Source organism: Mycobacterium sp. ELW1 (assembly GCF_008329905.1).
Taxonomy (GTDB): domain Bacteria; phylum Actinomycetota; class Actinomycetes; order Mycobacteriales; family Mycobacteriaceae; genus Mycobacterium.
In genome coordinates this window covers 4,063,330-4,085,788 of record NZ_CP032155.1, presented here as the reverse complement: position 1 = coordinate 4,085,788, position 22,459 = coordinate 4,063,330, and the positions used below count along the sequence as shown (strand labels likewise).

22 protein-coding genes and 1 pseudogene are annotated in these 22,459 nt (G+C 67.5%); 21 read left to right on the top strand and 2 right to left on the bottom strand.

Going from position 1 to position 22,459, the window contains the following annotated elements; all coding sequences use genetic code 11:
- Nucleotides 1-65 precede the first annotated feature (65 nt).
- The gene (locus D3H54_RS19380) at nt 66-1,022 is read left to right on the top strand and encodes a thiamine-phosphate kinase (protein WP_286198933.1); all 957 of its coding nucleotides are present in this window, start codon (nt 66-68) and stop codon (nt 1,020-1,022) included.
- Between the two features lie 22 nt (nt 1,023-1,044).
- Nucleotides 1,045-1,728, top strand: coding sequence for a uracil-DNA glycosylase (locus D3H54_RS19375; RefSeq protein WP_149380430.1), 684 nt, complete (start codon nt 1,045-1,047; stop codon nt 1,726-1,728).
- A gap of 83 nt (nt 1,729-1,811) precedes the next feature.
- Here D3H54_RS19375 and rpmB read toward each other — a convergent pair whose 3' ends face one another.
- Complete coding sequence (rpmB, locus tag D3H54_RS19370) at nt 1,812-2,006, bottom strand: 50S ribosomal protein L28 (protein WP_036339124.1); 195 nt, start codon at nt 2,004-2,006, stop codon at nt 1,812-1,814.
- A gap of 262 nt (nt 2,007-2,268) precedes the next feature.
- Here rpmB and D3H54_RS19365 point away from each other — a divergent pair, with 262 nt between their 5' ends.
- The 6 genes and pseudogenes from D3H54_RS19365 (at nt 2,269) to D3H54_RS19340 (ending at nt 9,746) form a co-directional block, all read left to right on the top strand.
- Nucleotides 2,269-3,912 (top strand): DAK2 domain-containing protein, encoded by a 1,644-nt coding sequence (locus tag D3H54_RS19365; RefSeq protein WP_149380429.1) that lies wholly within the window; start codon nt 2,269-2,271, stop codon nt 3,910-3,912.
- Between the two features lie 2 nt (nt 3,913-3,914).
- Nucleotides 3,915-6,130, top strand: a pseudogene (gene recG / locus D3H54_RS19360) (ATP-dependent DNA helicase RecG).
- Nucleotides 6,127-6,834, top strand: a complete 708-nt coding sequence (locus D3H54_RS19355) for an HNH endonuclease family protein (protein WP_149380428.1) — start codon at nt 6,127-6,129, stop codon at nt 6,832-6,834. Before recG ends, D3H54_RS19355 begins: the two are co-directional and overlap by 4 nt.
- A gap of 103 nt (nt 6,835-6,937) precedes the next feature.
- The gene (locus D3H54_RS19350) at nt 6,938-7,915 is read left to right on the top strand and encodes an IS481 family transposase (RefSeq protein WP_149378470.1); all 978 of its coding nucleotides are present in this window, start codon (nt 6,938-6,940) and stop codon (nt 7,913-7,915) included.
- A 152-nt stretch (nt 7,916-8,067) separates the two neighbouring features.
- On the top strand, nt 8,068-8,517 hold the full coding sequence (locus D3H54_RS19345; RefSeq protein ID WP_149380427.1) for an RrF2 family transcriptional regulator: 450 nt from the start codon (nt 8,068-8,070) through the stop codon (nt 8,515-8,517).
- Nucleotides 8,514-9,746 carry a globin domain-containing protein gene (locus D3H54_RS19340; protein ID WP_149380426.1) on the top strand — a complete coding sequence of 411 codons (1,233 nt, stop codon included), beginning with the start codon at nt 8,514-8,516 and terminating at the stop codon, nt 9,744-9,746. The genes D3H54_RS19345 and D3H54_RS19340 overlap by 4 nt, the downstream gene beginning before the upstream one ends.
- 25 nt (nt 9,747-9,771) lie before the next feature.
- Here D3H54_RS19340 and D3H54_RS19335 read toward each other — a convergent pair whose 3' ends face one another.
- Nucleotides 9,772-10,590: an aldo/keto reductase gene (locus D3H54_RS19335; RefSeq protein WP_149380425.1), complete on the bottom strand. Its 819-nt coding sequence runs from the start codon at nt 10,588-10,590 to the stop codon at nt 9,772-9,774.
- Nucleotides 10,591-10,848: 258 nt separating this feature from the next.
- Between D3H54_RS19335 and D3H54_RS19330 the strand changes: the two genes are divergently transcribed.
- From D3H54_RS19330 to D3H54_RS19270, 13 genes are all read left to right on the top strand, one after another.
- The gene (locus D3H54_RS19330) at nt 10,849-11,943 is read left to right on the top strand and encodes an alpha/beta hydrolase (RefSeq protein ID WP_149380424.1); all 1,095 of its coding nucleotides are present in this window, start codon (nt 10,849-10,851) and stop codon (nt 11,941-11,943) included.
- Nucleotides 11,944-12,016: 73 nt separating this feature from the next.
- Nucleotides 12,017-12,751 carry a DsbA family protein gene (locus D3H54_RS19325; protein WP_149380423.1) on the top strand — a complete coding sequence of 245 codons (735 nt, stop codon included), beginning with the start codon at nt 12,017-12,019 and terminating at the stop codon, nt 12,749-12,751.
- Nucleotides 12,748-13,386, top strand: a complete 639-nt coding sequence (locus D3H54_RS19320; RefSeq protein WP_149380422.1) for a vitamin K epoxide reductase family protein — start codon at nt 12,748-12,750, stop codon at nt 13,384-13,386. Before D3H54_RS19325 ends, D3H54_RS19320 begins: the two co-directional genes overlap by 4 nt.
- A 40-nt stretch (nt 13,387-13,426) precedes the next feature.
- On the top strand, nt 13,427-16,837 hold the full coding sequence (locus D3H54_RS19315) for a pyruvate carboxylase (protein WP_149380421.1): 3,411 nt from the start codon (nt 13,427-13,429) through the stop codon (nt 16,835-16,837).
- Nucleotides 16,834-17,385 carry a 16S rRNA (guanine(966)-N(2))-methyltransferase RsmD gene (gene rsmD / locus D3H54_RS19310; protein ID WP_149380420.1) on the top strand — a complete coding sequence of 184 codons (552 nt, stop codon included), beginning with the start codon at nt 16,834-16,836 and terminating at the stop codon, nt 17,383-17,385. The genes D3H54_RS19315 and rsmD overlap by 4 nt, the downstream gene beginning before the upstream one ends.
- A gap of 11 nt (nt 17,386-17,396) precedes the next feature.
- Entirely contained in the window at nt 17,397-17,882 is a 486-nt protein-coding gene (gene coaD / locus D3H54_RS19305; RefSeq protein ID WP_149380419.1) for a pantetheine-phosphate adenylyltransferase, read from the top strand.
- An 89-nt stretch (nt 17,883-17,971) separates the two neighbouring features.
- Entirely contained in the window at nt 17,972-18,538 is a 567-nt protein-coding gene (locus D3H54_RS19300) for a hemerythrin domain-containing protein (RefSeq protein WP_149380418.1), read from the top strand.
- 170 nt (nt 18,539-18,708) lie between these two features.
- Nucleotides 18,709-19,446, top strand: a complete 738-nt coding sequence (gene sepIVA / locus D3H54_RS19295) for a cell division protein SepIVA (RefSeq protein ID WP_149380417.1) — start codon at nt 18,709-18,711, stop codon at nt 19,444-19,446.
- Nucleotides 19,447-19,504: 58 nt separating this feature from the next.
- Nucleotides 19,505-20,104 carry a YceD family protein gene (locus D3H54_RS19290; RefSeq protein ID WP_149380416.1) on the top strand — a complete coding sequence of 200 codons (600 nt, stop codon included), beginning with the start codon at nt 19,505-19,507 and terminating at the stop codon, nt 20,102-20,104.
- A 41-nt stretch (nt 20,105-20,145) separates the two neighbouring features.
- A complete protein-coding gene (gene rnc, locus D3H54_RS19285; RefSeq protein WP_370508337.1) occupies nt 20,146-20,793 on the top strand; it encodes a ribonuclease III in 648 nt (215 codons plus the stop codon).
- Between the two features lie 27 nt (nt 20,794-20,820).
- Nucleotides 20,821-21,684 carry a DNA-formamidopyrimidine glycosylase gene (gene mutM / locus D3H54_RS19280; protein ID WP_149380414.1) on the top strand — a complete coding sequence of 288 codons (864 nt, stop codon included), beginning with the start codon at nt 20,821-20,823 and terminating at the stop codon, nt 21,682-21,684.
- 85 nt (nt 21,685-21,769) lie between these two features.
- Complete coding sequence (locus D3H54_RS19275) at nt 21,770-22,186, top strand: OsmC family protein (protein ID WP_149380413.1); 417 nt, start codon at nt 21,770-21,772, stop codon at nt 22,184-22,186.
- The gene (locus D3H54_RS19270) at nt 22,173-22,454 is read left to right on the top strand and encodes an acylphosphatase (protein ID WP_149380412.1); all 282 of its coding nucleotides are present in this window, start codon (nt 22,173-22,175) and stop codon (nt 22,452-22,454) included. The genes D3H54_RS19275 and D3H54_RS19270 overlap by 14 nt, the downstream gene beginning before the upstream one ends.
- Nucleotides 22,455-22,459: the final 5 nt, after the last annotated feature.

Sequence of the window (22,459 nt, the reverse complement as noted above, 5' to 3'; positions counted from 1 at the left end):
AAGGCCCCAACGTACCGCAGGTTGCCGTGCCGATCAGCCTGGGCGACGGGAGGAGGGCAGACCTCGTGGCCGACGGTGACGAACCCACATTGCGCCAGCTCGGCGAGTTCCCGGTGATCGACCGGCTGGTGGCCGGCCGCCGTCAACCCGCGGTGGTCACAGTCGGGCCGGGAGACGACGCCGCGGTGGTGGCAATGCCCGACGGTCGGGTCGTCGTGAGCACCGACATGCTGGTCGAAGGACGTCACTTCCGGCTGGATTGGTCCTCGCCGCTGGAGGTCGGCCGAAAAGCCATCGCGCAGAACGCCGCCGACATCGAATCGATGGGCGCGCGGGTCAGCGCGTTCGTCGTCGCGTTCGGCGCCCCACCCGACACCCCGGCAGCGCGGGCGCAGGAGTTGGCCGACGGAATGTGGCTGGAGGCCGGTCCGCTGGGCGCCGGGATCGTCGGCGGCGATCTGGTCGCCAGCCCGCAATGGGTGATCTCGGTGACCGCGTTCGGCGATCTGGCCGGCCGCCCACCGGTGCTGCGCAGCGGAGCGCGAGCTGGGTCGGTGGTCGCCGTCAGCGGTGAGCTGGGCCGGTCTGCTGCCGGATATCTGCTCTTACACAAGGGGATTGCCGGTTTCAGCGAGCTGCGGGAGCGGCACCTGGTGCCGCAACCACCCTATGGGCAGGGGATCGCGGCAGCGGACGCCGGCGCGCAGGCGATGACCGACGTCTCCGACGGGCTGCTGGCCGATCTCGGCCACATGGCCCGCGACTCCGGGGTCCTCATCGATCTCGCCGCGGACGCGCTGCGACCCGACGTCGACGCCGTCACCGCCGCAGCCACGGCGGCCGGTACCGATCCCAGCGCGCTGGTGCTCTCCGGTGGCGAAGATCACGCCCTCGTCGCGTGTTTCCCCGCGGCCGTGCCGCCCGGCTGGCGGGTGATCGGCACCGTCCGAGACGGCGCCCCCGAGGTCCTGGTCGACGGGCTGCGATGGGCCGGCGCGGCGGGTTGGCAATCCTTCGACTGACGGCGCGCGTTAGGTTACGTCGGTGACGACCACCGCCCGGCCACTTGCCGAACTCGTCGACGAGGGCTGGGCGCAGGCGCTCGCCCCGGTCAGCGACCAGATCACCCAGATGGGCCAGTTCCTGCGCGATGAGATCGCCGCCGGACGGCACTATCTGCCCGCGGGCCAGAACGTGCTGCGCGCCTTCACCTTTCCGTTCGACGAGGTGCGGGTGCTGATCGTCGGCCAGGATCCATATCCCACACCCGGGCACGCGGTGGGCCTGAGCTTCTCGGTGGCCCCCGAGGTGCGGCCGCTGCCGCGCAGCCTGGCGAACATCTTCACTGAATACACCGCGGATCTCGGGTACCCGCAGCCGTCGAACGGTGACCTCACGCCGTGGTCGCAGCGCGGTGTCATGCTGCTGAACAGGGTGCTGACCGTACAGCCCGGCACGCCGGCATCGCATCGGGGGAAAGGCTGGGAGGCCGTCACCGAATGCGCGATCCGCGCTCTGGTGGCGCGTGATCAACCGATGGTGGCGATCCTGTGGGGACGTGATGCATCGACGCTCAAGCCGATGCTGGGGGACTCCCGAACCATCGAGTCGCCGCATCCGTCGCCGCTGTCGGCGTCACGCGGATTTTTCGGTTCACGACCGTTCAGCCGGGCCAACGAACTGCTCAACGGGATGGGTGCCGAGCCGATCGACTGGCAGCTGCCTTAACGCACGCCGAGATCGACGTTGTGCCGAGATCTACTCGATCTTTCGCGGCCAAACGTCGGTTTGGGCGCGCGGGCAGAGCGGAATTAACCGCGGCTGACCTTGCCGGCCTTCAGGCACGAGGTGCAGACGTTCACGCGGTGCTTGTTGCCACCGGGGCGGCTCACGGCGCGCACGGTCTGGATGTTCGGGTTCCAGCGACGGCTGGTCCGGCGATGGGAATGCGACACCGACTTGCCGAAGCCGGGGCCCTTTCCGCAGACGTCGCACACGGCAGCCATGTAGAACTCCTCTATCGAACGTGTTCCTGGGGGCCAACGACCGAAACGGGTGACCCGACAACCTGACTAGGATAGCCGTCCGGCGAACCGAACGCCAAAATGCGCTGCTGCCAGGCTCGGACGACGCCGTCCGTGCGGCGCTGACCTGCGGTGATCCCGCCATCCCACGGTCCTGGGCCGCGGCGGCATCGCGGTGTCGGGTGGACTGGATAGGCTGGCGCGACGACGCCGTGTGATGGCCAGGGATCGCGAGGAGGTGCCGATGCCGGACCGGCGGCTGGACGCATCTGCCCTGCGCGACTGGGCTTCTACCGCCGTCGGCGACCTGATCACCCACACCGACGAGATCAACCGGCTCAATGTGTTCCCGGTGGCCGACTCCGATACCGGGACCAACCTTCTGTTCACCATGCGGGCGGCGTTGACCGAGGCGGAGTCGGTGACCGGCTCGGGCGGCGTCGGCGAGCTCACCGCGGCCTTGGCCGAAGGTGCACTGCACGGCGCCCGGGGCAACTCCGGGGTGATCCTGTCGCAGATCTTGCGCGGATTGGCCGACGTCACCGCCGCGGCCGCCGCCGACACCGACGGTGACCTCGCCGACATCGACGCGGTACTGCTGGGCGCGGCCCTGCGGCACGCCGTCGGGCTGGTGGTGTCGTCGATGGGCGGGCAGCTGGTGGCCGGCACCATCGTGTCGGTGCTCCAGGCCGTCGCCGACACCGTTCAACAGTGGGCCGCCGATGGTGCGAGTCTTGCCGAATCGCTCACCGCAGGTGGCGAGGCCGCGGTCACCGCGTTGGACCGCACCCCTGAACAGCTCGACGCGCTGGCCGAGGCGGGGGTGGTCGACGCGGGCGGGCGCGGGTTCCTCGTTCTGATCGACGCCCTGACCGCCACCGTCACCGGGCACGCGCCCCACCGGCACGCCTACGAACCGGGGCCGCCGCTGATCGAGACCGCCACCGCGGAACCCGCGCCACCGCAATTCGAGGTGATGTATCTGCTCGCCGACTGCGATCCGGCGGCGCTCGATCCGCTGCGGACCCGGCTGGAGCAGCTCGGCGAGTCGGTCGCGATCGCCGCGTCGGCCGAACGCTATTCGGTACACGTCCACACCGACGACGCCGGCGCCGCAGTGGAGGCCGGGCTGGCGGCCGGCGCGGTGAGCCGAATCCAGATCTCGGTGTTGAGCACCGGGCCCGCCCGGGTTTCTCCGGGCAGCTGGAGTCGTGAGCGCGCGGTGCTGGCCGTCGTCGACGGTGACGGCGCCGCAGAGCTTTTCAGCCAGGAGGGCGCGTGTGTGCTGCGCCCGGATGCCGAGCTGGCTGATCCGGTCAACGGCGTGAGCGCCCGCGAGCTGCTGCGCGCGCTTGTGGATGCCGGGGCCGCTCAGGTGATGGTGCTGCCCAACGGCTACGTCGCTGCCGAGGAGTTGGTCGCCGGGTGCACGGCCGGAATCGGTTGGGGCATTGACGTTGTCGCGTTGCCGACCGGTTCGATGGTGCAGGGTCTGGCAGCGCTCGCAGTCCATGATCCGAGCCGGCAGGCCGTCGACGACGGGTACTCGATGGCCAGGGCGGCGGCCGCGGCCCGGCACGGTTCGGTGCGCACCGCCACCGAACAGGCGCTCACGTGGGCGGGCAGCTGCCAACCGGGTGACGGGCTGGGGATCGCCGGTGACGAAGTCCTGGTGGTCGCCGAGGATGTGACCGGTGCGGCCGCCGGACTGATCGACCTGCTGTTGGTGGCCGGCGGTGAGCTGGTGACCGTGTTGACCGGTGCCGGCACCGATCCGGCCGTCGCCCAGGCGCTGGCCGCACACATCCACCGGCGCCATCCCGGAATCGAATTCGCCACCTATGCCACCGGTCACCGCGGCGATGAGCTGTTGATCGGGGTGGAGTAGTCGTGGTCAGTCTCACCGACCGTCTCGACGGGATCGTTGGCGGCAAGGCCGCCGGCCTGCTCGACGATGTGTTCGGCATACGCACCGTCGACGACCTGCTGCGCCACTACCCGCGCAAGTACATCCACGGAATGTCGGTGTGGGGTGAGGACGAGGCGCCGCCGGAGGAGGGCGAGCACATCACGCTGGTCGGCGAGATCGAGAAGGCTGAGGTCCGCTGGACCAATCGCCAACCCAAGCGCGAGTATCTGGTGATCACCCTGGGGAAGGGCCGGCGCAAAGTCACCGCGACGTTCTTCAATGCGAAGTGGCTCAAGAAGGAATTGATCGAGGGCGTCCGCCTGATGCTGTCCGGCGAGGTCGGGTTCTTCAAGGGCAACATGCAGCTCACCCACCCGGACTTCCTGGCGCTGAACTCCCGCGGGGACGGGTGTTCGGAAGCAAGTCGCTCAAGACGATCGCCGACACCTCGACTTCGGAGGCCGGCGAATTGTCGATGGCGGCGTTCGAGCGTGACTTCTTCCCGATCTACCCCGCCAGCTCCAAGCTGCAGAGCTGGGACATCTACGCCTGCGTCCAGCAGGTACTCGCCGTGCTCGACCCCATACCCGATCCGTTACCCGAAAGCGTTGTGCGCCAGCGGGGTCTGATCTCCGAGGATGAAGCGTTGCGCGCCATCCACGTCGCCGAGCGGGAACCCGAGCGGGAGGCAGCCCGCGAGCGGCTGCGGTTCGACGAGGCCGTCGGCATGCAATGGGCGCTCGCGCAGCGCCGCCACGGCGAGCTCTCCGAATCCGGCCCCGTCGCGCCGCGCCGCGAGGACGGCTTGGCCGCCGCGCTGATCGAGCGACTGCCCTTCGCGCTGACCGCGGGCCAACGGGAGGTGCTCGACGTGGTCTCCGCCGAACTGGCCGCGAGCAAGCCGATGAATCGGTTGCTGCAGGGCGAGGTCGGCTCCGGTAAGACGATCGTGTCGGTGGTGGCCATGCTGCAGATGGTCGACGCGGGATACCAGTGCGCGTTGCTGGCACCGACGGAAGTCCTTGCCGCCCAACATGCCCAGTCGATCCGTAGCGTGCTCGGGCCGCTGGCGATGGCCGGCCAACTCGGCGGCGAGGACGGAGCGACCCGAATAGCCTTGCTGACCGGGTCGATGTCGGCGGCCCAGAAACGTCAAGTGCGCGACGAGGTGGCGTCTGGAGAGGCGGGCATCGTCGTCGGTACCCACGCGCTGTTGCAGGATGCCGTCGAATTCCACAAGCTGGGCTTCGTCGTCGTCGATGAACAACACCGGTTCGGCGTGGAGCAGCGAGACCGGTTGCGCGCCAAGGCCCCTGCGGGACTGACTCCGCATCTGCTGGTCATGACGGCCACGCCGATCCCGCGCACGGTCGCATTGACGGTATACGGCGACCTGGAAACCTCGACCCTGCGCGAACTTCCGCGCGGGCGCCAGCCGATCACCACCAACACGATCTTCATCAAGGACAAGCCGCAATGGCTGGCGCGGGCCTGGCAGCGGATCGTTGAGGAGGTCGGCGAAGGCCGGCAGGCCTACGTCGTGGCCTCCCGCATCGACGAGGACGACAAGGCGGCCGAGCAGGACGCGGGCCCGCCCGCCGAGACCGTCGTCAACCTGTTCAAGCATCTGGGGCACGGGCCACTCGCCGGGCTGCGATTGGGCCTGATGCACGGCAGGCTGGCCCCCGACGAGAAGGACGCGGTGATGGCCGCGTTCCGCGCGGGCGACATCGACGTCCTGGTGTGCACCACGGTCATCGAGGTGGGTGTCGACGTGCCGAACGCGACGGTGATGGTGGTGATGGACGCCGACCGGTTCGGCATCAGCCAGCTGCATCAGTTGCGCGGACGGATCGGACGCGGTTCGCACGCCAGCCTGTGCCTGCTGGCCACCAAGCTCCCGGAGGGATCCAAAGCCGGCGATCGGTTGACCGCGGTGGCCAGCACGCTGGACGGCTTCGAGCTGGCGGATCTGGATCTGCAGGAGCGCCGCGAGGGAGACGTGTTGGGGCTCAACCAATCCGGCCGCCCCATCACGCTGCGCTTCCTGTCTCTGGCCGAGCACCTCGAGGTCATCGTCGACGCGCGAGAGGTGGCCCAGTCGATCTATGCCCGCGATCCCGCGAACCCCGGCATGGCGGTCCTGGCCGGCCAGTTCACCGGCGGCGACCGGATCGACTACCTGGACAAGTCGTGAGACGGCGGCCCCTGATCTGGCTGGCGGTGATCGCGGCGCTGGCGGTGATCGTCTCCGTGCAGGTGACGTCCTCGACCAGTCATCCCGATGCGATGATCGCCCGCGCCGACGTGCCGACGGTGGCGCCGGGAACCGACGTGCTCGACGGCATCGTCGTCATCCCGCAGCGGCTGCGCGGCAACGACTACCGGCGCGCGGCATTCGGTGATGCGTGGGACGACAACAACTCCGCGCCGGGTGGACACAACGGCTGCGACACCCGTGACGACGTCCTGGACCGCGACCTCGTCGACAAGACCTTCGTGTTCACCAAACGCTGTCCGCAGGCGGTCGCCACCGGCGTACTGCACGACCCGTACACCAGCGCGACGATCCCGTTCACCCGCGGCGCGCAGGTCGGGGCCGCCGTGCAGATCGATCACCTGGTGCCGCTGGCGTACGCCTGGGACATGGGCGCGCGAAACTGGCCGGACGACATGCGGATTCGATTCGCCAACGATCCCGCCAACCTGCTGGCCGTCGACGGTCAGGTGAACCAGGACAAGGGCGACCAACCTCCCGGCAGCTGGATGCCGCCCAACCATGCGTTCTGGTGCCAGTACGCGATGCAGTTCATCGCGGTGCTGCGCGGTTACGCACTGCCGGTGGATCAGGCGTCGGCCGACGAATTGCGCTCGGCCGCAGGCACCTGCCCCACTCGCTAGCTGTACTCGGCTTAGACATTGGTGACGGATCGCTATTGCTGTAGGGAGGACCTCCGGGCTTAGTGGAGATGTCTGACGTCTTCACCAGTCCACGGAGGTCCTCGTGTCCCACGCTAATGCCCGTTTGACCGTTCATGGTCGTCTGCTGCTCGTTGAGCGGATCGTTGAGGGACACCGTCCGGTGTCTCATGTCGCCGCCGAACTGGGAGTTTCTCGCCAGTGCGCTCACCGGTGGGTTCGCCGGTTCCACGCTGAAGGCTTTGCCGGCCTGTCGGATCGGTCCTCACGACCGCGTCGATGCCCACGTCGCACACCATCTGTGGTTGAAGATGCGGTGATAGAGCTGCGCCGCACCAGCAGGCGGGGTCAGGACTGGATCGCCGCCGAGTTGGGTCTGCCGGCCCGGACGGTGTCGGCGATCTTGCGCCGTCGCCAGATGCCGTATCTGCGGGATTGTGACCCGCTGACCGGTGAGGTAATCCGGGCATCGAAGACAACCGCGGTGCGCTACGAGCGGGCGCACCCCGGCGAACTGATTCACATGGACGTCAAGAAGATTGGGCGCATCCCCGACGGGGGTGGCTGGAAGGCACACGGCAAAAAGATGGGCGACACCGCCGCCCGTAAGAACGCGCGCATCGGGTTCGACTACGTGCACTCCGCTGTCGACGACCATTCGCGGCTGGCGTACTCAGAGATCTTGCCCGACGAAAAGGGCGCGACCTGCGGTGGGTTTCTGGCCAGAGCCGCCGAGTACTTCAGAACCCACGGGATCTCGACCATCGAGCGAGTCATCACCGACAACCACTGGAGCTATCGGCGTTCCGCCGATGTCGCCGCAGTCATCGCAAACCTGGGCGCCAAACACGTCTTCATCAAGCCGCACTGCCCCTGGCAAAACGGAAAGGTGGAGCGCTACAACCGCACACTGCAGACCGAATGGGCCTACCGGCAGATATTCACCACCAACGCCGCCCGCACTGCCGCCCTTGCCCCGTGGCTCGAGGACTACAACAATCAACGACGCCACTCAGCTATCGGAGGCCAACCACCGATCAGCAGACTGACACCAACGTCCTAACCGAGTACAGCTAGCCGGCGGGGTCGGTTTCCCCCTCGGGATCGGGCTCACGCGGCCGTCACCGCAGGTCAAAAAACCGCACGATTCGTAGTATTCAAGCCCACACGCACAAAATGCGCATCGTGGATGCGGAATAAACTAGCGTCGGGTTCATGCAGCTCACAAGGTTTACCGACCTAGGTCTCCGGGCCATGATGCTGCTCGCCACCGGCCAAGCCCGCGAGCAGCGGGTCACCACCAGAACGGTCGCCGCCGCGGCCGGCGCATCGGAGAATCACGTCGCGAAGGCCGTCTCGCGGCTGACCGAGCTGGGGCTGGTCCATTCCCGCCGCGGCCGCACCGGCGGTCTCGAACTCACCGACGCCGGCCGCGAGGCATCGCTGGGCTGGCTGGTGCGCCGCCTGGAAGGTGATCGCGAAGTCGTCGATTGCACCGGCCAATCGGCCTGTCCGCTGATCGCGGGCTGCCGGCTCCGTCGTGTGCTCGCCGATGCCAAAGAGGCCTTCTACGCCGAACTCGATCGCCACACGATCGCCGATCTCGTCGGCAGCCAGCCGCTGCCCGTGATTCTGCAACTCACAACAGAAGGGAATCTGACATGACCACCACCGCAGTCGACGCGGCCGAGGTTCAGGAATTGGAGCCGGAGCACGCCGAGACGATCAAGGCGACACTGCCCCTCGTCGGCGCGCACGTCGACGAGATCACTTCGGTGTTCTATCGGCGGATGTTCGGTCGTCACCCGGAACTCCTGCGCAACCTGTTCAACCGCGGCAATCAGGCGCAGGGATCGCAGCAGCGGGCCCTGGCCGCCTCGATCGCGACTTTCGCTACGCACCTGGTCAATCCGGACCTGCCGCATCCGAGTGAACTGCTGTCTCGTATCGGCCACAAGCACGCGTCGCTGGGCGTCACCGCCGACCAGTACCCGATCGTGCACGAGCACCTGTTCGCTGCGATCGTCGAGGTGCTGGGCGCCGACACGGTGACTGCCGACGTCGCCGCGGCATGGGATCGGGTGTACTGGATCATGGCCGACACCCTGATTGCTCTGGAGCGCGATCTCTACGCCGGCGCGGGGGTGAAAACCGGTGACGTCTTCCGCCGGTTGCGGGTCACCGCCCGCGAAGACGACCCCTCCGGTGCCGTGCTGGTGACAGTGGGAGCCGACGGCTTGGCCGGATCTGGTGCCGCGCAATATGTTTCGGTTGGAGTGACGCTGCCGGACGGTGCGCGTCAACTGCGGCAGTACAGCCTGGTGAACGCTCCCGGTGCTTCCGAGTTGACCTTCGCGGTCAAGCCGGTCGACGCTGTCGGCCACAGCCCGGCAGGTGAGGTGTCGAACTGGATCCGCGACTGCGTCCGGGTCGGTGATCTGCTCGACGTCACGGTGCCGTTCGGCGATCTTCCCGAACCGCACAGTGCTGCGCCGGTGGTGCTCATCTCCGCGGGCATCGGCATCACTCCGATGGTCGGAATCCTGGAATACCTTGTCGGGCAGTCACATGCGGCGCGGGTGCAGGTCCTGCACGCCGACCGCAGCGCGGCAACCCACCCGCTGCGTAAACGGCACCGCGAACTCGTCGACATCCTGCCCGACGCCAGTCTGGATCTCTGGTACGCCGAGGGTGTCGACGGCGACAACCCCCGAATCCACGACGGGCTGATGAACCTCGACAACGTCGAAATCGCCGACGGCGCAGAGATCTACCTCTGCGGGAACGACGGTTTCGTGCAGGCGGTGCGCGCCCAGCTGACCGGCCGCGGCATCGCCACAGGTCGGGTGCACTGCGAGCTGTTCAGCCCGAACGACTGGCTGCTGGACGCCTGAGCGGCAGCGGGCTCGACGGCGGGGCCTAGGTTCCCGGATTCGGCAGGAACCGGGTCCCGTCGTCGAGACCGTTGAGGGTCTCCATCTCCGCCGCGGTGAGTTCGAAGTCGAACACATCCGCGTTCTCGGCGATCTGTGCCGGTGCGGCCGAGCGGGGAACGACGATATCGCCCTGCTGCAGGCTCCAGCGGATCAGCACCTGTGCCGGTGACTTCCCGTGCGCCGCAGCTACTTCGCCGATTGCGGGATTATTCGCCAGCTTGCCCTCATCGGCGGGGATGTAAGCCCCGGTGAGGATCGAGCGCTCGCTGTGTACCGCGCGCAACTCGGTCTGGTTGAGCAGGGGGTGCAGTTCGATCTGGTTGACCACCGGCGGGAAATAGCTCAGGTCGATGATGTCCGACAGGTTCTCGGGGGTGAAGTTCGCGACGCCGATCGACTTGATCAGACCGTCCTGGCGGGACCGCATGATGCCGCCCCAGGCGTCGATGTACTTGCCGTTCTGCTCCGCAGGCCAGTCCATCAGATACAGGTCCACATACTCCAGGCCCAGGCGTTCGAGGCTGGCCCTGACGGCGTCCTGGGACGACTGGAAACCCTGGTCCTCGGTGGCGAGCTTGGTGGCGACGAACAGTTCGTCGCGGGGGAGGCCCGACGCGGCGATGGCGCGCCCGACGGCCTCCTCGTTGCCCTTGGCGGTCTGGATCAGCCGATAACCCGCCTCCAGGGCGGTGGCCACCGCGCTTTCGGTCTCCTCGGCGGACAGCTCGGCGACGCCGAGGCCCAGCACGGGGAGGGTGTTGTCGTCGTTGAGCGTGACGGTGGGGATCGCGGCCGCCGGCATCGTGTCACCTGTCTGTGGAGTCCAATGAGCCGGGGACAGAACCCGTCGCAATCGGCTCCGGGGTCAACCGACTTCGGGTGACGATAGTACCCAGGGCGATATGTCGTTTGAGCAGGCCCGGCGCGCCGCCGCTGGGAGATGGTCGAATTGTCAGATTCGTCAACCGCCGACGCCGGCCAGGGCTGACGGGCCGCCGACAGTTGCGGTCCCGTACGCTGCGGCGATACCGGTACTGCGCACCAGAACCGAGGACTATCAATGACAGAGACCGTGTCCGGCACCGCGCGAAGCCGGTTCCTGCAGAGGGCGTTGCCGGTGGCCAACCGCGCCGGAGTCAAGGCCATCCCGCATCTGCCGAGCGCCGTGAAGAGATTGCTGTCGGGTGGGCGCGCGATCACGATCGACGGAAATACCCTCGATCCGTCGATCCAGATGATGCTGGCCGCCCAGCGCGCGGTCGGCATGAGCAGCCTCGCGGTGACCGGCGATCCGATCGCCACCCGCCGGCAGAACCGGGAAGCCACCGACAGCCTCGACGAGGCGAACGTCCACGTTGCTCAGATCTCCCCGCTGGACATTCCCGGTCCCGCAGGAATCATTCCGGCGCGGCACTATCGCCCCGCCGACGGCGACGGCGCGCCGCTGCTGGTCTTCTATCACGGCGGCGGATTCGTCTTCGGCGACCTCGAGACGCACGATTCGGCCTGCCGGTTGATCTGCCGCGACGCCGGCGTGCACGTTCTGTCCATCGATTACCGGCTGGCGCCCGAACACAAGGCGCCCGCCGCCGTCGACGACGCCTACGCCGCCTACCTGTGGGCGGTGTTGAACGCAGCCGAGCTGGGCGCCGACGCCGACCGCATCGCCGTGGGCGGTGACAGCGCCGGCGGCAACCTGGCCGCGGTGGTGACCCAGCTGGCCCGCGACGGCGGCGGCCGCCAGCCGAGCCTGCAGTGGCTGATCTACCCGGCCACCGACCTGCGCGGCGGAACTCGCTCGCGCACCTTGTTCGCCGACGGCTTCCTGCTGTCCAAACGCGATATGGACTGGTTCGCCGACGCCTACGTCGAGGGGTCCGGCGTCGATATCACCGATCCGCGAGTGTCGCCGTTGCTGGCCGACGATCTCAGCGGGCTCGCCCCGGCGCTGGTCATCACGGCGGGGTTCGATCCGCTGCGCGACGAAGGCGAACAGTACGCGGCAAAGCTGCAGGCAGCGGGCGTGGTGACCGACGTGCGGCAGATGGGCCCGATGACCCACGCATTCCTCAACCTGAATGCGCTGGGCGGCCAGGTCAGCCGGTGCAATGCCGAGATGATCTCGGCACTGCGCGCCCACCTCGCCCGCGCCTGAGACTCGGCGGTCAGACGCGCCGGTACTCTAGAGGCGCCAACACCGAGTCTTGACAGCGAGGATCAGCCGAGCAGTGGCCACCAACAAGAAATCCACCCCCCGCTACGACCTGAAAGCCCAGGACCGTAAGCGCAACCTGGCCATCCAGCTGGGGCTGACCGGCATCGTCGTGATCTTCGCCGTGGCCCTGGTGCTCTACATCGTGATGAGTCACGACAAGAAGACCGCTGCCGCCGGTGACGCGCACGCGGTGCGGATCGCGTCCAGCCAGCTGATCAAGAAGGACGGCACCGACGAGCCCAAGGCGGTTCTGTCGCTCTACGAAGACTTCCAGTGTCCGCACTGCCGTGATTTCGAAAAGGCCTACGGCCCGACCATCACCAAGCTTGTCGAGACTGGCGCCGTGGCCACCGACTACAACATGGTCGCGATCCTGAACTCGTCGGCGAACAGGAACTATTCGACGCGCGCTGCCAACGCGGCCTACTGCGTCGCAGACGAGAACAAGGACGCCTTCCTCCGATTCCACGGCGCGCTGTTCGCCCAGCAGCCCGAGGAGGGTTCGGGCGTCGCGCCGGACAACAACGCCCTGATCGAGACGGCCCGGCAAGCCGGTGCGGCCGGCGGCGTGCCGCAGTGCATCAACACCGGCAAGTACAGCGACATGGTCGAAGGTCTGGCCGCGGCATCGAAGATCACGGCGACGCCGACCATCCGGCTCAACGGCCAGGACATCAGCCCGGCTTCGCCCGAGGACCTGATCGCCAAGGTGACCGGCATCGTGGGCAACGTGCCAGGACTGAAATGAGCGTGGCGACCCCGGCTCCGGTCGAACCGACCGAACCCGTCGAGTCGAAAGACCCGTCGGGCGGGGTCGCGGTGCGGCCGGCCAGCGCCTGGTGGGTGCTGATCGCCGGCATAGTCGGTCTGGTCGCCTCGGCCACCCTGACGATCGAGAAGATCGAGATCCTGGTCAACCCGGCCTATGTGCCGAGTTGCAGCATCAACCCGGTGCTGTCGTGCGGATCGGTGATGATCACGCCGCAGGCGTCGGCCTTCGGCTTCCCGAACCCGCTGATCGGAATCGCCTCGTTCGCCGTCGTCGTGGTCACCGGCGTGCTCGCCGTGGCCAAGGTGCGGCTGCCGCGGTGGTACTGGCTGGGACTCACGGTGGGCACCGCGCTGGCCACGGTGTTCATCCACTGGCTGATCTTCCAGACGCTGTACCGCATCGGCGCACTGTGCCCGTACTGCATGGTGGTGTGGGCGGTCACCGTCCCGCTGTTGGTCGTGGTGTCCTCGATCGCTCTTCGTCCGCTCGCAGGCAACGTGGTCGCCCGGGTGATCTACACCTGGCGTTGGTCGATCGTGGCGTTGTGGTTCACCGCGGTGCTCTTGATGATCCTCGTCCGCTTCTGGAACTACTGGTCCACGCTCATCTAGTCGCCCGTCACAGGCGCGGTCACGCGGGTAGGGTATCTGAGTGATTTCCAAAGTCCTCGTGGCCAACCGCGGTGAGATTGCGATCCGAGCTTTCCGCGCCGCCTACGAAATGGGCATCGGCACGGTGGCGATTTTCCCGTACGAGGACCGCAATTCGTTGCACCGACTCAAGGCCGACGAGGCGTATCAGATCGGCGATGTCGGGCATCCGGTACGGGCATACCTGTCGGTCGACGAGATCGTCGCCACCGCCCAGGCGGCCGGTGCGGATGCGATCTATCCCGGTTACGGCTTCCTGTCGGAGAATCCCGAACTGGCGGCAGCCTGCGCGGCGTCGGGCATCACGTTCGTCGGCCCCGACTCCTCGATCCTCGAACTCACCGGCAACAAGGCGCGAGCGATCGCCGCCGCCCGTGAGGCGGGCCTGCCGGTGCTGACGTCGTCGGCGCCGTCGGCGTCGGTGGAGGAATTGGTCGCCGCGGCCCAGCAGATGGAATTCCCGCTGTTCGTCAAAGCCGTCGCCGGCGGCGGCGGGCGCGGTATGCGCCGGGTGACCGAGCCGTCGGCATTGCCGGAGTCCATCGAGGCCGCCAGTCGGGAGGCCGAGTCGGCGTTCGGTGATCCCACGGTGTTCCTCGAACAGGCTGTGGTGAATCCGCGTCACATCGAGGTGCAGATCCTCGCCGACACGCACGGCAACGTCATTCACCTCTACGAGCGCGACTGCAGTGTGCAGCGCCGCCATCAGAAGGTCATCGAACTGGCCCCGGCGCCCAACCTGGATCCCGCTCTGCGCGAGCGGATCTGCGCTGACGCCGTCGCCTTCGCCCGGCACATCGGCTACACCTGTGCGGGCACCGTCGAGTTCCTGCTCGACGAGCGCGGCCGGCATGTGTTCATCGAGATGAATCCCCGGATCCAGGTGGAGCACACCGTGACCGAGGAGATCACCGACGTCGACCTGGTGTCGGCTCAGCTGAGGATCGCCTCGGGGGAGACGCTGGCCGATCTGGGCCTGAGCCAGGACGCCATCGCGCCGCACGGCGCGGCGCTGCAATGCCGTATCACCACCGAGGATCCGGCCAACGGATTCCGCCCCGACACCGGGCGGATCACCACCTACCGCTCGCCGGGCGGAGCGGGGATCCGACTCGACGGCGGGACTCATCTGGGCGCTGAAGTCGCCGCGCATTTCGATTCGATGCTGGTCAAGCTGACCTGTCGTGGTCGCGATTTCCCCACCGCGGTGGCCCGGGCCAAGCGGGCGGTGGCCGAATTCCGGATCCGTGGTGTGTCGACGAATATCCCGTTCCTGCAAGCGGTTCTGGACGATCCGGATTTCCAGGCCGGGCGGATCACCACCTCGTTCATCGACGAGCGGCCCGAACTGTTGACGTCGCGTACCTCAGCGGACCGCGGAACCAAGATGCTGAAGTTCCTGGCCGAGGTGACCGTCAACTCGCCGTACCGGGACCGGCCCCGGTATTACCCGCAGGACAAACTGCCCGACATCGATATCGCGGCGAGCGCACCGCCGCCGGGCAGCAAGCAGCGCCTCGACGAACTGGGCCCCGAGGGTTTCGCCACGTGGCTCAAGGATTCTCCCGCGATCGGCGTGACCGATACGACGTTCCGCGACGCCCACCAGTCACTGCTGGCGACCCGCGTACGGTCCTCGGGGCTGCTCAAAGTCGCCCCGTACATCGCCCGGATGACGCCGGAGCTGTTGTCCATCGAATGCTGGGGTGGAGCGACTTATGATGTCGCGCTTCGGTTTTTGAAGGAAGACCCGTGGGAGCGGTTGGCCTCGCTGCGTGAGGCGATCCCCAACATCTGTCTGCAGATGCTGCTGCGCGGCCGCAACACGGTCGGCTACACGCCCTATCCGGAGACCGTGACGCACGCGTTCGTCGACGAGGCGGCCCGCACCGGTGTCGACATCTTCCGAATCTTCGACGCGCTCAACAACGTCGAGTCCATGCGGCCGGCCATCGATGCGGTGCGCTCGACCGGTACGGCGGTCGCCGAAGTGGCGATGTCCTACACCGGTGACCTGTCCAACCCGGCCGAAACGCTGTACACGCTGGACTACTGGCTGCGGCTGGCCGAGCAGATCGTCGACGCCGGCGCCCATGTGCTGGCGATCAAGGACATGGCCGGGCTGCTGCGCCCACCTGCGGCGCACACGCTGGTCTCCGCGCTGTGCAGCCGCTTCGACCTGCCGGTCCATGTGCACACCCACGACACCCCGGGCGGCCAGCTCGCCACGTACACCGCGGCCTGGCATGCCGGCGCCAGCGCGGTGGACGGGGCGGCGGCTCCGCTGTCGGGCACCACCAGCCAGCCCCCGCTGTCGGCGATCGTCGCCGCCGCGGCGCACACGCCGTACGACACCGGCATCAGCCTCGACGCGGTGTGCGACCTGGAGCCGTACTGGGAGTTGTTGCGCCGGGTATACGCCCCGTTCGAGGCCGGCCTGCCCGCGCCGACCGGCCGGGTGTATCACCACGAGATCCCCGGCGGTCAGCTCAGCAACCTGCGCACCCAGGCCATCGCACTGGGGCTGGGCGAACGTTTCGAGGACGTCGAGAACGCCTACGCGGGAGCCGACCGGATCCTGGGCCGCCTGGTGAAGGTGACGCCGTCGAGCAAGGTGGTCGGCGATCTGGCGCTGGCGTTGGTCGGTGCGGGCATCACTGCCGAGGAGTTCGCCGAAGACCCCGCGCGCCAGGACATCCCGGACTCGGTCATCGGGTTCCTGCGCGGCGAGCTGGGTGACCCGCCCGGGGGCTGGCCGGAACCGTTGCGCACCAAGGCGTTGGAAGGGCGTGGAGCCGCCAAGCCCGAACAGTCGCTGTCGGTCGAGGACGAGAAGCTGCTGGGAGAACCCGGCCCGGCCCGGCAGGCCGCACTGAACCGGCTGCTGTTCCCCGGACCCACCAACGAATTCGAGGCGCACCGCGAGGAATACGGCGACACCTCGGGACTGTCGGCCAACCAGTTCTGGTCCGGTCTGCGGCACGGCGACGAGCATCGAATCGAGCTCGAGCGCGGTGTCGAGCTGATCGTGGGGCTGGAGGCCATCTCCGAACCCGACGAACGAGGCATGCGCACCGTCATGTGCATCATCAACGGCCAGCTGCGCCCGGTGTTGGTGCGCGACACCAACATCGCCGAAACCGTGCCGGCCGCCGAGAAGGCCGACCGTAACAACCCCGATCACGTCGCCGCGCCTTTCGCCGGCGTTGTCACCGTCGGAGTCGCTGTCGACGAGAAGGTCAAAGCGGGCCAGACCATCGCCACCATCGAGGCGATGAAGATGGAGGCCGCCATCACCGCACCCAAGAGCGGCACCGTCACCCGTGTCGCCGTCAGTAGCACCGCGCAGGTCGAAGGCGGTGACCTGCTGGTGGTGATCGGTTCGGAGGGATTGACCGGGGGATCGGCCTGACCCGCATCGTCGGGGGCAGCGCGGGCGGCCGGCGCCTCGATGTGCCGCCCCGTGGCACCCGACCGACCACGGACCGGGTCCGGGAGGCATTGTTCAATGTCCTTGCCGCGCGGCGGGATTTCGACGGTCTGCGGGTGCTGGACCTCTACGCCGGTTCGGGGGCGCTCGGGCTGGAAGCGCTGTCGCGCGGTGCGGCCTCGGCGTTGTTCGTCGAAAGTGATTCGCGCGCAGCCGCTGTCATCAAACGAAACGTCGCGACGTTGGGGCTGCCGGGAGCGACGGTACGCCGCGGCGCGGTCGCCGCGGTGCTCGCCGGCGGCACCGACGTACCTGTGGACCTGGTGCTGGCCGATCCGCCGTACGAGGTGTCGAGCGCCGACATCGAGGCCCTGCTGGCAAGTTTGGGCCGACACGGCTGGGTCGCGCCGGGCAGCGTGGTGGTAGTCGAACGGGCCACGTCGTCGCCGGAACTGTCCTGGCCGGCGGGCTGGACGGCCTGGGACAACCGCCGGTACGGAGATACCCGGATTGAGATCGCGGCCTGCTAGCGTCATCCGCTATGAGTGGCGCGGTATGCCCGGGATCGTTCGATCCGGTGACGCGGGGTCATGTCGACATCTTCGAGCGGGCCGCAGCGCAATTCGACGAGGTGATCGTCGCCGTGCTGATCAATCCCAACAAGGCCGGCATGTTCGACATCGACGAGCGAATCGCGATGATCTCCGAAGCGACCGCCCATCTGCCGAACCTGCACGCCGAGTCGGGGCAGGGACTGGTCGTCGATTTCGTCAAGCAGCGCGGAATGACCGCGATCGTCAAGGGTCTGCGCACCGGAACAGATTTCGAGTACGAGCTGCAGATGGCCCAGATGAACAAGCACATCGCCGGGGTGGACACCTTCTTCGTGGCCACCACACCGCAGTATTCGTTCGTCTCCTCGTCGCTGGCCAAAGAGGTCGCGACATTCGGCGGTGACGTCTCGGCGCTGCTGCCGGAGTCGGTGAACCGCCGACTGCAGGCCAAGTTGGCCCAGCGCGCACGCTGACCACTGGGTTTGGTGTCGGGCCCGCCGGGTATCGCCTAGTTGGCGCACAGCCCTGCGCCGACAACCCACCAAACAGCGGAGGCATTGCTGTGGTCGAAACATTTGTGCAGTCCACGACGGACGTCGTCGACTTTCTCAAGCACCAGCACAACCTGATCAAGGACATGTTCGACGACGTGCTGTCCGCCTCGGAGTCCAAGGCCAGGGAGAAGGCGTTCGTCGATCTGCGGCAGCTTCTCGCCGTGCACGAAACCGCCGAGGAGATGGTGGTCCATCCGCGCGCGCGGCACGAGCTGACCGACGGTGACAACATCGTCGATGCCCGGCTCGCCGAGGAGCACGAGGCAAAGGAACAGCTGTCCGCCCTGGAAAAGATGGACTTCGATTCCCAGGAGTTCCTCGACGAGCTCGTGAAATTTCGCGATGCGGTGGTCGAGCACGCCGAACGCGAGGAGAACGAGGAGTTCAGCCAGCTGCAGGCCGAGCTGGACGATGCGGCGCTCGAGCGGATGGCCGGAGCTGTGCGCGCAGCCGAAGCGATCGCCCCGACCCGCCCGCACGCCGGAGTGGAGTCGGCCGTCCTGAATTTCGCCGTCGGTCCGTTCGCATCGATGCTCGATCGCGCCCGCGACGCGATCTCGGCAGCCATCAAGTAGCGCCGGATCCGCCCCGGCGGGGGTGCCGAGCCGACATAATCGTCGGCGAGACGCCCCTGACCGGTGCGGTTGCCAGAAATGTCTGCCCGACACACCGGGCCGCCACCGCAGTCACAGGCGTAACACCAGGCACACTGGTCACTACCAACTACGCCCAGGAGGGTGGCGCCGTGTACCGAGTTTTTGAAGCGCTCGATGAATTGAGCGCGATTGTCGAAGAGGCCCGCGGCGTTCCGATGACGGCTGGTTGCGTGGTGCCGCGCGGTGACGTGCTGGAGCTCCTCGACGACATCAAGGACGCCATCCCCGGTGAACTCGACGACGCCCAGGATGTGCTGGACGCCCGCGATTCATTGCTGCGGGAGGCCAAAGAGCACTCCGAGTCGATGGTGTCGAACTCCACCGCCGAGGCCGACTCCCTGCTGAGCCATGCCCGTGCCGAGGCCGACCGGCTGCTGGCCGACGCCAAGTCACAGGCCGACCGGATGGTCGCCGAGGCGCGTCAGCACAGCGAACGTATGGTCGCCGAGGCTCGCGACGAGTCCAGCCGCCTGGCGGCGACCGCCAAGCGTGAGTACGAAGCGGCCACCAGCAGGGCCAAGGCCGAGGCCGACCGGCTGGTGGAGAGCGGCAACCTCTCCTACGAGAAGGCTGTCCAGGAAGGCATCAAGGAGCAGCAGCGGCTGGTCTCGCAGACCGAGGTCGTCCAGGCGGCCAACGCCGAGTCGACCCGGCTGATCGACACCGCCCACGCCGAAGCCGACCGGCTGCGTGGCGAGTGCGACATCTACGTCGACAACAAGCTCGCCCAGTTCGAGGACTACCTCAACGGCACTCTGCGTTCGGTGAGCCGCGGGCGTCATCAACTGCGCACCGCCGCGGGCACCCACGACTACGCGCAGCGCTGAGCGTCCCGGCCCGCGCCTACTGGCGCAATCGCGCGGCGCCGGGTTTTAAGATCGGATCATGGCGACTTCACACAGTGCTCACACGAAGCGCAAACCCCGGTCGCCCCTCGTCCTCGACATCTCCCGCTTAGGGCGCCGTCCCGGCTCGATGCTCGAGTTACACGAAACGGTGGCCAGCCCGTCACGAATCGGGCTGGACCTGGTCGCCATCGAAGCCGGCGCGGACCTGACTCTGGATCTGCGACTGGAATCGGTGTCCGAGGGGGTCCTCGTCACCGGGACGGTGTACGCCCCGACCAGGGGTGAGTGCTCCCGCTGCCTGACTGAGGTCACCGGCGATGTCGAGATCTCACTCACCGAACTGTTCGCCTATCCCGACAGCACGACGGAATCCACCACCGAGGAAGACGAGGTCGGCCACGTCGTCGACCAGACCATCGACCTGGAACAACCGATCGTCGACGCCGTCGGACTGGCGCTGCCGTTCGCCCCGCTGTGCACCGAGGACTGCGCGGGGCTGTGCACGCAGTGCGGTGTCGCGCTGGCAGGCGAACCCGGCCATCACCACGACGTGATCGACCCACGGTTCGCCAAGCTGGCCGGCATGTTTCCCGCCGCGGATGCCGACACCCCCGAACCGGGGGCCGGCGCTTCGTGAGCCCGCCACGCGAAAACCTGCTCGCCGCACTCGGTGTCGACATGCCGGAAGACTTGCTGACGCTGGCGCTGACCCACCGCAGCTACGCCTACGAGCACGGTGGCCTGCCCACCAATGAACGCCTGGAGTTCCTCGGTGACGCGGTGCTCGGCCTGACGATCACCGACGAGCTGTTCCATCGCCACCCGGAACGCACCGAAGGTGACCTGGCCAAACTGCGTGCCAGCATCGTCAATACCCAGGCACTGGCCGACGTGGGACGGGGCCTGACCGATGAAGGCCTTGGCGCGCACCTGCTGCTGGGCCGCGGCGAGGTCAATACCGGCGGAGCCGACAAGTCCAGCATCCTGGCCGACGGCATGGAATCACTGCTGGGTGCGGTGTATCTGCACCACGGGATCGACGTTGCGCGCGACGTGATCCTGCGGCTCTTCGGCAATCTGCTGGACACCGCCCCGACGCTGGGTGCCGGCCTGGACTGGAAGACCAGCCTGCAGGAGCTCACCGCGTCACGCAGCCTGGGGCCGCCGTCCTATGTCGTCACCTCCACCGGGCCCGACCACGACAAGGAGTTCACCGCCGTCGTGCTGGTGATGGACACCGAGTACGGCAATGGCGTCGGCCGGTCGAAGAAGGAAGCCGAACAGAAGGCCGCCGCCGCGGCCTGGAACGCGCTGGACAACGCTTGAGCCGCCGTCGCATTCGGCGTTACCGCGATGCCTGAGCTGCCCGAGGTCGAGGTCGTGCGGCGCGGCCTGCAAGCCCACGTCGCCGGCAGGTCGATCTCCGCGGTGCGGGTGCATCATCCGCGGGCGGTGCGCAGGCACGAGGCCGGTGCGGCCGATCTGACCGCCCGGCTGCTCGACGCGCAGATCACCGGGACCGACCGGCGCGGAAAGTACTTGTGGCTCAACCTGAATGACGAAACCGCACTGGTGGTACACCTGGGCATGAGCGGCCAGATGCTGCTCGGGCCGGTGCCGAACACCAACCATCTGCGCATCGCGGCATTGCTCGATGACGGCACCGCACTGAGTTTCGTCGATCAGCGCACGTTCGGCGGGTGGCAGCTGGCCGACCTGGTCGACGTCGACGGCAGCCGGGTGCCCGAGCCGGTGGCGCACATCGCCCGCGATCCGCTGGACCCCCGGTTCGATCGCGACGCTGTCGTTACGGTGTTGCGCCGCAAGCACTCCGAGATCAAGCGGCAGCTGCTCGATCAGACGGTGGTGTCGGGTATCGGCAACATCTACGCCGACGAGTCGCTGTGGCGGGCCAAGATCAACGGCGCGCGGCTGGCCGAGAATCTCACCCGCCGTCAACTCGGCGAGCTGCTCGACGCTGCAGGAGAGGTGATGCGTGAAGCGCTCGGCCAGGGCGGCACCTCGTTCGACTCGTTGTACGTCAACGTCAATGGACAGTCCGGGTACTTCGATCGGTCGTTGAACGTCTACGGCCGCGAAGACCTTCCGTGCCCGCGCTGCGGCACCGCGATCCGGCGGGAGAAGTTCATGAACCGCTCATCGTTCTACTGCCCGCAGTGTCAACGAAGACCGGGCCAGCCCCGCCCCCGGCGTTGAACTGCCGAGATCGACGTTTTGCAGTGATTTACTCGTACTTTCCCGGCCAGATGTCGGTTTGGGCGGGAGAAGGAGACACGAACACATGACTGACCTGTGGGTGGAACGCACCGGCATCCGCCGCTACACCGGGCGCAGCAGCCGCGGCGCGGAGGTGCTGATCGGCTCGGAGACCGACGAGGGTGTCTTCACCCCCGGTGAGCTGCTCAAGATCGCACTGGCCGGGTGCAGCGGCCTGAGCAGCGATCAGCCGCTGCGCCGCCGGCTCGGCGACGACTATGCGGCCACGATCCGGGTGTCCGGGGCGGCCGACCGGGAGCAGGAGCGCTATCCGCTGCTCGAGGAGAAGCTGGAGATCGATCTGTCCGGGCTGTCCCAGGAGGAGATCGAGCGGCTGGTGCTGGTGGTCAACCGCGCGATCGACCAGGTGTGCACCGTGGGGCGCACCCTCAAATCCGGCACCGAGGTCCGCTTCGAGGTGGACGACGTTGACCGATCCTGACGTCCGCCTCACCGCCTGGGTGCACGGCCACGTGCAGGGCGTGGGTTTCCGCTGGTGGACCCGGTCTCGGGCACTGGAGCTGGGTGTGACCGGGTACGCGTCCAATCAGGCCGACGGCCGGGTTCTGGTCGTCGCGCAGGGCCCGCGTGACGCATGTGAACAGCTGTTACAGCTGCTCAATAGTGGGAAAACGCCGGGGCACGTCGACAAGGTTGTTGTCGATTGGTCACCGCGCGGCGAAGCCATCAGAGGCTTTAGCGAGCGGTAGTCTGG